Annotated in this window: 10 protein-coding genes; all 10 read left to right on the top strand. The window is 54.7% G+C overall.

Going from position 1 to position 11,290, the window contains the following annotated elements; all coding sequences use genetic code 11:
- Positions 1–406 precede the first annotated feature (406 nt).
- Positions 407–1,162 carry a triose-phosphate isomerase gene (tpiA, locus tag B2R48_RS05485; RefSeq protein WP_296998614.1) on the top strand — a complete coding sequence of 252 codons (756 nt, stop codon included), beginning with the start codon at positions 407–409 and terminating at the stop codon, positions 1,160–1,162.
- Positions 1,163–1,296: 134 nt separating this feature from the next.
- Entirely contained in the window at positions 1,297–1,632 is a 336-nt protein-coding gene (gene secG, locus B2R48_RS05480; protein WP_062954677.1) for a preprotein translocase subunit SecG, read from the top strand.
- A gap of 125 nt (positions 1,633–1,757) precedes the next feature.
- The gene (locus B2R48_RS05475; RefSeq protein WP_062954679.1) at positions 1,758–3,386 is read left to right on the top strand and encodes a CTP synthase; all 1,629 of its coding nucleotides are present in this window, start codon (positions 1,758–1,760) and stop codon (positions 3,384–3,386) included.
- Positions 3,387–3,446: 60 nt separating this feature from the next.
- Positions 3,447–4,304: a 3-deoxy-8-phosphooctulonate synthase gene (gene kdsA, locus B2R48_RS05470; RefSeq protein WP_213473282.1), complete on the top strand. Its 858-nt coding sequence runs from the start codon at positions 3,447–3,449 to the stop codon at positions 4,302–4,304.
- 103 nt (positions 4,305–4,407) lie between these two features.
- A complete protein-coding gene (eno, locus tag B2R48_RS05465) occupies positions 4,408–5,679 on the top strand; it encodes a phosphopyruvate hydratase (RefSeq protein WP_062955244.1) in 1,272 nt (423 codons plus the stop codon).
- A 318-nt stretch (positions 5,680–5,997) separates the two neighbouring features.
- Positions 5,998–6,351 carry an FtsB family cell division protein gene (locus B2R48_RS05460; RefSeq protein WP_062954683.1) on the top strand — a complete coding sequence of 118 codons (354 nt, stop codon included), beginning with the start codon at positions 5,998–6,000 and terminating at the stop codon, positions 6,349–6,351.
- Positions 6,352–6,910: 559 nt separating this feature from the next.
- Positions 6,911–7,924: a pyruvate dehydrogenase (acetyl-transferring) E1 component subunit alpha gene (gene pdhA / locus B2R48_RS05455; protein ID WP_062954685.1), complete on the top strand. Its 1,014-nt coding sequence runs from the start codon at positions 6,911–6,913 to the stop codon at positions 7,922–7,924.
- A gap of 53 nt (positions 7,925–7,977) precedes the next feature.
- Positions 7,978–9,432, top strand: a complete 1,455-nt coding sequence (locus B2R48_RS05450) for a pyruvate dehydrogenase complex E1 component subunit beta (protein ID WP_296998605.1) — start codon at positions 7,978–7,980, stop codon at positions 9,430–9,432.
- Positions 9,433–9,496: 64 nt separating this feature from the next.
- The gene (locus B2R48_RS05445) at positions 9,497–10,828 is read left to right on the top strand and encodes a pyruvate dehydrogenase complex dihydrolipoamide acetyltransferase (protein WP_213473279.1); all 1,332 of its coding nucleotides are present in this window, start codon (positions 9,497–9,499) and stop codon (positions 10,826–10,828) included.
- Positions 10,829–10,922: 94 nt separating this feature from the next.
- A partial coding sequence (locus tag B2R48_RS05440) for an FAD-dependent oxidoreductase (RefSeq protein ID WP_296998603.1) occupies positions 10,923–11,290 on the top strand: 368 nt, incomplete at its 3' end.

Here is an 11,290-nt window from a genome sequence, read left to right as displayed (position 1 = left end):
CACGAAGCTCAGTGCAATCACGCCGAAGATGATCTTGGCGAAGATTGATTTCGAAAATGTGCGAATGCCAGCAAGCATATGATAAGCCTAACAATCCGTGGTTTGACGCCAAAATCAGGCTTTGGCGTCGTTTCATTATGATCGTTCGGGCGCATCGGCCCGAGCAAATTTGCCGCGCATCTTAATGGCGAGTGTTATCAGCGGCAACAGGCGATTGTATCGAAGATGACAGGGATCACATCTTAAATATACCAACAGGCGTCTTCGGGTACTTGGCCCCGGTGGACTGACATGCTAAAACCCGCGTCGAAACAGGTCCTGTAACAAATCGTAACGGTTGCAAAGCTTTTGTGATCATTTTGATACAAGGACAATATGTGAACCTGATCAGCACGAGGTACCTCTCATGACCCAACGCCGTCCCCTGATTGCCGGAAACTGGAAAATGAACTGTTTGCGCGCAGATGGTCTTGCGCTGGCATCTGGCTTGGCGGCAAAGGCGTCTGAGAAAGGATCGCTTGGATGTGATGTTCTGGTTTGTCCGCCGGCGACACTTTTGTCCGAGGCGGTCGGTGTGACCAAGGACAGCCCAGTCGCAGTTGGTGGCCAGGATTGCCATGCGGCAATTTCGGGGGCGCATACCGGTGATCTGGCGGCCCCGATGCTTGCCGATATTGGCGCGCAATATGTTTTGGTCGGGCATTCCGAACGTCGTGCCGATCATGGTGAAAGCTCTACCGATATTCGCAAAAAGGCGATTGCGGCCCATGATGCCGGTTTGATCGCGGTGGTTTGCGTTGGTGAAACCGAAGAAGAGCGCGATCTTGGCGCGACGTTGCCGGTGGTGAACGGGCAGGTGGCTGTATCGCTTCCCGATGGGGCGAATGCCAAAAATACGGTTGTCGCCTATGAGCCGGTCTGGGCCATCGGTACGGGCCGTACGGCAAGTGTTGAAGAAGTCGCCGAAGTTCATGCTGCAATCCGCGCAGGTCTGATGGCACGGTTTGAGGATGGCGATCAGTTCCGAATTCTGTATGGTGGTTCGGTCAAGCCGTCGAATGCTGCGGAATTGATGGCTGTCGAAGATGTCGACGGCGCACTTGTTGGCGGGGCGAGCCTCAAGGTTGAAGATTTCTGGCAGATTATTGAATCTTGTGCCTGACGGACTGTGGTGCAGATTTTGTTTAATATGCTCTAGCCAACAGCCATAAAACGCGTTAAATACGCATCAAATTTATGCCCGATCCGGGCCGAATTGCGTTTGGATCGGTAGATTAGGACAAGAGTTTCGACACCATGCAAACAGTCATTCTGGTAATCCACCTTCTTCTTGCGCTCGGCCTTATTGCCGTGATTCTCGTGCAGCGCAGCGAGGGCGGTGGGCTTGGTATCGGCGGTAACAGCGGCGGTGGCGGCGGAGGCGGCGGCTTCGGCGTGATGAGTTCACGCGGCGCTGCGAACCTGCTGACCCGTACCACTGCGATTCTGGCAGGCGCATTCATGATCACCAGCATCATCCTTGCCCTTCAGTCGAACACCCATACCCAGCCGGCCTCGATCCTTGATCAGGCACCGGCACCGGCGGTCACTGAGCCCGCCGAGGATACCGGGCCCGCGGCTCCGACCCGATAAAAAAATAAACCGACGACATGAGGCGGCAAACTTGCCGCCTCAATTTTTGATTGTTGTATTCCACGGTTCGTGATGCACTAAACGGCATTGAACCGAGGCTTTGTGCTTTGAGATGAGGCAAAGAAATGACTCGTTATATCTTTATTACCGGTGGCGTTGTTTCTTCGCTGGGCAAAGGTCTGGCTTCCGCTGCTTTGGGTGCGTCCCTGCAGGCACGCGGCTTTACAGTTCGTCTGCGTAAGCTTGATCCGTATATTAACGTCGATCCGGGCACCATGAGCCCGTACCAGCATGGCGAATGCTATGTGACCGAAGACGGGGCCGAAACCGACCTTGACCTTGGTCACTATGAACGTTTTACCGGTGTGTCTTCGCGCCGTTCCGATAACGTTACCACTGGTCGTATCTATTCCAACGTGATCGCGCGGGAACGTCGCGGCGATTACCTTGGCGGGACTGTGCAGGTCATTCCGCACATCACTGATGCGATCAAGGAATTCGTGATGTCCGATGCGACCGAGGATTTTGTCCTGGTCGAGATCGGCGGCACGGTAGGGGATATCGAAAGCCTTCCGTTCCTTGAAGCCATCCGTCAGATGGGCAACGACCTTGGTGATGGCCGGGCATTGTTCATGCACCTGACGCTTGTGCCTTATATTTCCTCGGCCGGCGAGCTTAAAACCAAGCCGACCCAGCACTCCGTCAAGGAGCTGCAGAGTGTCGGTATTCAGCCTGACATTCTTCTGTGCCGTTGTGATCGTGAAATTCCGATCAATGAACGCCGCAAGATCGCACGTTTCTGCAACGTCCGTGAAGCAGCGGTTATTCCGGCCTATGACGTTGACAATATCTATCAGGTGCCGATCAGCTATCACCAGTATGGCCTGGATAACGAAGTGCTCCATCACTTCGGCCTGCAGGCGCAGGAGCCGGATCTGCAGCCGTGGGAAGATATTTGCAACACCATCCGTAACCCGGAAGGCGAGGTTACCATCGGTATCGTTGGTAAATACATCCAGCTTCCTGATGCCTATAAATCGCTGACCGAAGCCCTGACCCATGGCGGTATTGCCAACAAGGTGCGTGTCAATCTGGAATGGATTGCGTCTGATGCGCTTGAAAAAGAAGGCAACGTCAACGAAATCCTGTCCAAGCTTGATGCCATCATGGTACCGGGCGGCTTTGGCGAACGTGGCGCAGAAGGCAAGATTGCCGCAGCCCGTTATGCCCGCGAAAACAAGGTTCCGTATTTCGGGATTTGCTTTGGCATGCAGATGGCCGTTCTTGAGGCGGCCCGTAACCTTGCAGGGCTCAAGGATGCGTCGTCGTCCGAATTCGGCCCGACCAAGACACCGCTTGTCGGTCTGATGACCGAATGGGCGAAAGATGGCGGCTCGGTTGAGCGGCGCTCGGATGATGATGATCTTGGCGGTACCATGCGCCTTGGCAATTACGAGTGCAAGCTGGTTGACGGTACGCATGCGCGCGACATCTATGGCAGTGAAACCGTTCTTGAACGTCACCGCCATCGCTATGAGGTGAACGTCAACTTCATGGGCCAGCTTGAGGAAAAAGGACTGAAATTCTCGGGCCTGTCGCCGGATGGTCGTTTGCCGGAAATCGTTGAATATCCGGATCATCCGTGGTTCATCGGCGTTCAGTTCCACCCGGAACTGCGTTCGCGCCCGCTGGATCCGCATCCGCTGTTTGTTTCCTACATCAAGGCTGCCAAAGAACGTAGCCGTCTGGTGTGATCGTGGCGGTTTGACCTCTAAAACAAACAGCCTAGAAGTGATCGACTGAAAGTCATTGCAATGACCAAGATTAAAACCGTCAAAGTCGGCAATATCGAAATCGCCAACGACAAGCCGTTTGCCGTTCTGGCTGGCCCGTGCGCGATCGAAAGTCGCCAGCACGCTTTGGAAATGGCCGCAGCCCTCAAGGAACTGTCCGAGGGGCTTGGCATCGGGCTTGTTTACAAAAGCTCGTTTGATAAGGCCAACCGGACCAGCACGACGTCTAAGCGTGGTGTCGGTCTGACCGAGGGGCTTGATATCCTCGCCGAGGTCAAGGAAACCACCGGGCTTCCGATTGTGACCGACGTGCATCTACCCGATCAGTGTGCGGCCGTTGGCGAAGTTGCCGATATCCTGCAGATCCCGGCATTCCTGTGCCGTCAGGCGGATCTGTTGCAGGCCGCGGGCAAGACCGGGCGGGTGGTCAATGTCAAAAAGGGCCAGTTCCTGGCACCTTGGGACATGGCCAATGTGGCCAACAATCTGGCTGCGACCGGCAATGACAATATTATGCTCTGTGACCGTGGGACCAGCTTTGGCTATAACACGCTCGTCACAGACTTCCGTGGACTTCCCACCATGGCCCAGCAGGGCTATCCGGTTGTCTTCGATGCGACCCATTCGGTTCAGCAACCGGGCGGACAGGGCACCTCTTCAGGTGGTCAGCGCGAATTCGCGCCTGTTCTGGCCCGCGCGGCCGTTGCGGTTGGCATCGCGGCACTGTTTATCGAAACCCACGATAACCCGGCGACGGCCATTTCCGATGGCCCGAACCAGATCCCGTTGAACAAACTTCCTGAAGTTCTTTCGGTTCTGATGGAACTGGACAAAGTGGCAAAAGCCAATCCGGTTCGTCTGGACATGTTTGACGCATAATATCAAATGCCGCCAGTCTGTGATTGGCGGCATTCTTTTTTGCTGCAACCTGCATGCCTGAGAAACAGGTATGGTTCCTACCAGTGAGGAGAACGTTTCTGTCATGACCGCTATTATTGATGTTCGCGGCCGCGAAATCCTTGACAGCCGTGGTAACCCGACGGTCGAAGTTGATGTCACCCTGGAGAATGGCGCCTTTGGTCGTGCTGCCGTTCCGTCGGGCGCATCCACCGGTGCACACGAAGCTGTCGAACTGCGCGACAAGGAAGACCGCTATCTTGGCAAGGGTGTGACCAAGGCGGTCGCATCGGTCAACGGTGAGATTTTTGAGGCGCTGGCTGGCATGGATGCCGAAGACCAGCTTGCCATCGACAATGTCATGATCGAGCTTGATGGCACCGAAAACAAAGGCCGTCTGGGTGCAAACGCCATTCTGGGCGTGTCGCTGGCAACGGCAAAGGCCGCAGCCGAAGACGCGGGTCTTCCGCTTTATCGTTATGTTGGCGGCGCCTTTGCCCGCACACTGCCGGTTCCGATGATGAACATCATCAATGGCGGCGAGCATGCCGACAACCCGATTGATGTTCAGGAATTCATGGTAATGCCGGTGTCGGCAGAAACCGGATCGGATGCCATTCGCATGGGTGCGGAAATCTTCCATAACCTGAAAAAGGCCCTGTCAGCTGATGGCCTGAACACCAACGTTGGTGACGAGGGCGGCTTTGCGCCGAATATCGCATCGACCGAAGCAGCCATCAGCTATGTCATGAAGTCGATCGAAGCGGCTGGCTATCGCCCGGAAGAAGATGTTGTGCTGGCCCTTGATGCGGCATCGACCGAGTTCTTCAAGGACGGCAAATATGTTCTGGCCGGTGAAGGCAAGACCCTTGATCCGAGCGAGATGGTCAAATACTGGGCCGATCTTGTGGGTAAATACCCGATCTTCTCCATCGAAGATGGCATGGCCGAAGACGATTGGGACGGCTGGGCGGAACTGACGTCTGCCATTGGTGCCAAAACCCAGCTGGTCGGTGATGACCTGTTTGTCACCAACCCGAAACGTCTGGCCGATGGCATCAAGAAGGGTGTCGCCAACTCGATCCTGGTCAAGGTCAACCAGATCGGCACGTTGTCGGAAACCCTTGAAGCGGTCGAGATGGCCCACCGTGCCGGTTACACCGCCGTGATGTCACATCGTTCGGGCGAAACCGAAGACGCGACCATTGCCGATCTGGCGGTTGCCACCAACTGTGGTCAGATCAAGACCGGTTCTCTGTCGCGTTCGGACCGTATGGCAAAATACAACCAGCTGATCCGCATCGAAGAGCTTCTTGATGCCGGTGCCTACTTCCCGGGTCGTTCGATCCTGAAGTAACAGAAAACACACAGCTCGATGTGTCAGCAGGCCGCTTTCCGAAGGGAAGGCGGCCTGTTTTGTTTCCGGAACGGGGCAATAAATTCGAATATCAGGATTAGCGGATTGACCGTAATCGCATCAGTTTGCGCTGATGGTTTAACTCTATTTTTACCCGGTTATGCGCAAGGTGAGGGGTAATGTTACCGGGTTTCTAGCTGTGTTTGATGGTAAGTCACTGTCAAGCAAGGGAAATAACGCATGCAGTTTTTGTGTTGTGAACCCGGAATGGTCTGTTTTGTCGCCAAAACGCACAAATGTGCAAGGGGCATAGGGTAAATGTCGTCCAACTCACCGGTTTTTCGTCGCCTTAAGCAGGCCGTCGCACCGGTTATCGCATTTACAGTCATGGCATATTTCATCTTCCACAGCGTGGAAGGGGAGCGTGGCCTGCTGACCTATTGGTCGATGCAAGACAGGGTGCGCGAGATTGCCAATGTGCTCGAAGAAACGACCGCGCAGCGAAAGGCACTTGAACAGCACGTTATTTCGTTGCGTGCGACCCACCTTGATCCGGACCTGCTTGATGAGCGCGCACGCGCAATGCTCAATGCGGCGCATCCGGATGATTTGATCATTTTCCATCACGACGGTTACGGTGATCTTGCGGTGATGACGGCAGACGCCAATTGACCGTGTCGGGCATGGCTGTTGTTTGACATCTGGCGTGCAAAAGAATCCGAGTGCGACCAATTGATGTTTCAAGCGCAACTTCGCGTCCTGGTCAGTCTTATAAAATGTCCTTGGGCAGAAATTCTTGGTTGTGAATTGCGTTCAGTAATGTGCCTAACCGGGTAAGTCGTTGTTTAAACTGACTTATGGTTTAGGCCAGTTTTCCGGTCATCCTGGTAGAGGTCATTGATAAGCAATGCATTCTTGCAGTTGTTTTCCATTGTGCGCTGCTATGCGGAATTATCCTCACGAAAGCATAGCATTTGTGACGTGTGGGAATGAAAGGGTTTTAAGGCATTGCCCCAAGTCGCTGAAAACTCTGTATCTCTGCAAAAACACGTAAAGTTACAAATTAACCATAATGTGGTTTATTTGTGATTGTGCGTTGCAAAACAACAGTTTAATCGAAGTTAGATTGCTTGCCCTTGTGGTCTGTTTTAGGTAGTCATTTCGGTGGTCCAGTACCGAATTAAGCACTCATACATGATGCTTAAGCGATAGCCATCCACCGGGAGGAAACATGGCGACCACACCAAAACGCAAACGCGGCACGACGCGCGCTGACAATCAGGCGAGCAGTGACGATCTCCTCAAATATTACCGTGAAATGCTTCTGATCCGTCGCTTTGAAGAAAAAGCCGGTCAGCTGTATGGCATGGGTCTCATCGGTGGTTTCTGCCACCTTTATATCGGGCAGGAAGCCGTCGTTGTCGGCATGCAGGCTGCTGCATCGGACGAAGACGGTGTTATCACCAGCTATCGTGACCACGGCCATATGCTTGCAACAGGCATGGATCCGGCTGGTGTCATGGCCGAACTGACGGGCCGCGAAGGCGGGTATTCCCGCGGTAAGGGCGGCTCGATGCACATGTTCTCCAAGGAAAAGAATTTCTATGGTGGCCATGGCATCGTGGGTGCGCAGGTTCCGCTCGGAACCGGTATTGCCTTTAATTACAAGTATCGCGGTGAGAACCGGGTCTGCATGACCTATCTTGGTGACGGTGCCGTCAACCAGGGTCAGGTCTATGAAGCCTTCAATATGGCAGCCCTTTGGGAACTGCCGGTGATTTACTGCATCGAGAACAACCAGTATGCGATGGGCACCTCGACCAAGCGTCACTCGTCCAGCCCGGACCTGTATGAACGCGGCAAGGCCTATGGCATTCCGGGTGAGCAGGTTGACGGCATGGATGTTCTGGCGGTCAAAGCTGCCGGGGAACGTGCTGTGGAACACTGCCGTTCTGGCAAGGGGCCATACATCCTTGAACTGAAAACCTATCGTTATCGCGGTCATTCCATGTCCGACCCGGCGAAGTACCGTACCAAGGACGAGCTCGACAAAATGCGTAAAGAGCACGATCCGATCGATATGGTCAAAAAACTCCTGATCGACGGCAACATCGTTGATGAAGCCGGTCTGAAAGACATCGACAAGGAAGTTAAGGCCGAAGTCGCAAAAGCGGCCGAGTTCGCGCAAAACAGCCCGGAGCCGGATGTTTCCGAACTGTTTACCGACATTCTGATCGACGCGTGATCGCAGAGACTGCGAACCGCTTTTGAACGATATTTCCCGGGAGAGAGGGAACAATGCCGATTGAAGTTTTGATGCCGGCCCTGTCGCCGACCATGACCGAAGGCACACTTGCCAAATGGAACGTCAAGGAAGGCGACACTGTCGCATCCGGTGACGTTATCGCAGAAATCGAGACCGACAAAGCCACGATGGAAGTCGAGGCCGTTGACGAGGGTACCATTGGTAAACTTGTCATCGATGCCGGTACCGAGAATGTCGCGGTCAACCAGGTGATCGCCTATATCCTTGAAGAAGACGAAGACGCGTCAGCACTTGATAACGTCTCTGCGTCCTCTGAACCCAAGAAAGATGCCGAACCGGCAAAAGAAGATGACTCTTCCAAAGAAGAATCATCGGACAAGGCCCCGGCACCCGCATCGTCTAACGCTGCACCGGTCTCTGCCAGTGGTGCGATTGAACGTTCCGAAGCTGAGCCGCGCGCAATGAGCGTGATGAACAGCACCCAGGACGAAAAGACCTATACCAGCTTTAAAACCCAGACCGTGCGTGAAGCCCTGCGTGATGCAATGGCCGAAGAAATGCGCACTGACGAAAACGTCTTTGTCATGGGTGAAGAAGTTGCACAGTACGAAGGGGCCTATAAGGTTACCCAGGGACTGCTTGATGAATTCGGTGACAAGCGTGTGATCGATACCCCGATCACCGAGCACGGCTTCACCGGCCTTGCAACCGGTTCGGCCTTTATGGGGCTTAAGCCTGTTCTGGAATTCATGACCTTTAACTTCGCGATGCAGGCGATTGACCAGATCATCAACTCTGCTGCGAAGACGCTGTACATGTCCGGTGGCCAGCTTGGTTGCCCGATCGTGTTCCGTGGTCCGAACGGTGCCGCATCGCGCGTTGGTGCCCAGCACTCGCAGTGCTATGCATCCTGGTATGCACATTGCCCGGGCCTCAAAGTTGTCGCACCTTGGTCGGCAGCAGACGCGAAAGGCCTGCTGAAGGCTGCGATCCGCGACCCGAACCCGATTGTCTTCCTTGAAAACGAAATCATGTACGGTCAGAGCTTCGAAGTGCCTGACGACGAAGATTTCGTCCTGCCGATTGGTCAGGCCAAGATCGAGCGCGAAGGTACCGATGTTACCATCGTTGCTTTCTCGATCATGGTAGGCAAGGCGCTGAAAGCTGCCGAGCAACTGGCGGAGCAGGGCATTTCGGCCGAAGTCATCAACCTGCGCACCATCCGTCCGCTGGACGTGAACACCATCGTGCGTTCGGTCATGAAGACCAATCGTCTGGTGACGGTCGAGGAAGGCTGGCACTTCTCGGGCATTGGTGCGGAAATCGCATCGGTTGCCATGGAACATGCATTTGATTACCTCGATGCACCGGTTGCGCGTGTCACCGGCGAAGATGTTCCGATGCCGTATGCAGCCAACCTTGAAAAGCTTGCGCTTGCGCAGGACAGCCACATCGTTGCCGCGGCCAAGGCCGTTTGCTATCGCTAAGTAAGACGGACAGGGGCAGGACGCGGGTCAAACCGCGCCGCCCCGTTACCGGGAGAATGCGTTCATGCCTGTAAAAGTATTGATGCCGGCCCTGTCGCCGACCATGACCGAAGGCACCTTGGCGAAATGGCACGTCAAGGAAGGCGACACCGTTGAGTCGGGTGACGTCATCGCCGAAATCGAAACCGATAAAGCCACGATGGAAGTTGAAGCCGTCGACGAAGGGAAAATCGGTAAAATCCTTGTTTCTGAAGGCAGCGAAAATGTTGCGGTGAATGAAGTCATCGCCCTGCTTTTGGAAGAAGACGAAGATGAAAGCGCGCTTGAAGGTGCGGATACCTCTGCTGCAAGCACTGGTGGTGGCGAAAGCGCGCCAGCCCAGGACGACGCTAAAGAGGAAAAAGCACCGGCTGCTGATGACAAACCGGCTGCATCAAGTGGTGACAAGCCAGCTCCGGCCGCACCGGTTTCCGGTGGTGAACGGATCAAGGCAAGCCCGCTTGCACGTCGTATTGCTGCAAATGAAGGTGTCGAGCTTTCCGGCATTTCCGGTTCGGGCCCGCGCGGTCGTATCGTGAAACGCGACATCGAAGCTGCTCTTTCGTCCAAACCAGCCGAAAAAGAAGCCGCTTCCGAAGAGAAGAAATCGGATGCCGCGCCAGCCGCTGCACCGGCCGCTTCGGGCTGGAACCCGGATCTTACGGGGCTTCCGGAATACGAAGAGATTCCGAACAGCGGTATGCGCAAAACCATCGCGCGCCGTCTGACCGAGTCCAAGCAACAGGTTCCGCACTTCTACCTGACGGTTGATTGCGAACTCGACAATCTGTTGGCAACCCGCAAGCAGCTGAATGAAAAAGCGGGCGAGGGTGTCAAGATTTCGGTTAATGACTTCGTCATCCGTGCGGTTTCGCTGGCGCTGAAAAAGGTCCCGGCGGCGAACTCCATCTGGACCGACAAGGCGACCCTGCAGTGCAAGAAACAGGATATTTCGGTGGCAGTTGCCATCGAAGGTGGCCTGATTACGCCTGTGGTCCGTGATGCCGGTTCGAAAGGCCTTGCTGAAATCTCGTCGGAGATGAAGGCACTGGCTGGCAAGGCACGCGATGGCAAATTGAAGCCGGAAGATTATCAGGGCGGGACCTTCTCGGTATCCAACCTTGGCATGTTTGGCATCAAGGACTTCTCGGCGATCATCAATCCGCCGCAGGGCTGTATCCTTGCGATTGGTGCCGGTGAACAGCGCCCGGTCGTCAAGGACGGTGCACTGGCAATCGCCACTGTCATGACCTGCACGCTTTCTGTTGACCATCGTGCCGTCGATGGCGCAGTCGGTGCGGAATTCATGGCCGAATTCAAAAAGCTTATTGAAGATCCGCTGAGCATGTTGCTCTGAGGGTCCAAAGTTGCGCGGGGGCTTTAATAAGTCCCCGCAAGCATTTGAATTTAAAGACCTGCAATCTTAATGGGCAGGCGAAGGAGATCCTACGATGGCGGATAACAATTTCGACGTAATCGTGATTGGTGCAGGCCCGGGTGGTTATGTCACCGCAATCCGTGCGGCCCAGCTTGGCCTGAAAACGGCTGTTGTTGAACGTGAACATGTTGGCGGAATTTGTCTGAACTGGGGCTGCATCCCGACCAAGGCGCTGCTGCGTTCGGCCGAAGTTTATCGCAACATGCACCACGCAAAGGATTACGGACTTTCATGTGAAAAGCCGTCCTTTGATCTGGATGCCGTGATCCAGCGTTCGCGTGGCGTATCCAAGCAGCTCGCCGGTGGCGTTGGTCACTTGCTGAAAAAGAACAAGGTCACTGTGATCAACGGTGAAGCCAAGTTCGACGGCCCGAAAAAGAT

This window comes from Thalassospira sp. UBA848 (assembly GCF_002295455.1).
In the GTDB taxonomy this organism is placed as follows: Bacteria; Pseudomonadota; Alphaproteobacteria; order Rhodospirillales; family Thalassospiraceae; genus Thalassospira.
The sequence above is the reverse complement of the archived record's forward strand: the minus strand, read 5'-3'. Positions and strand labels throughout refer to the sequence as shown.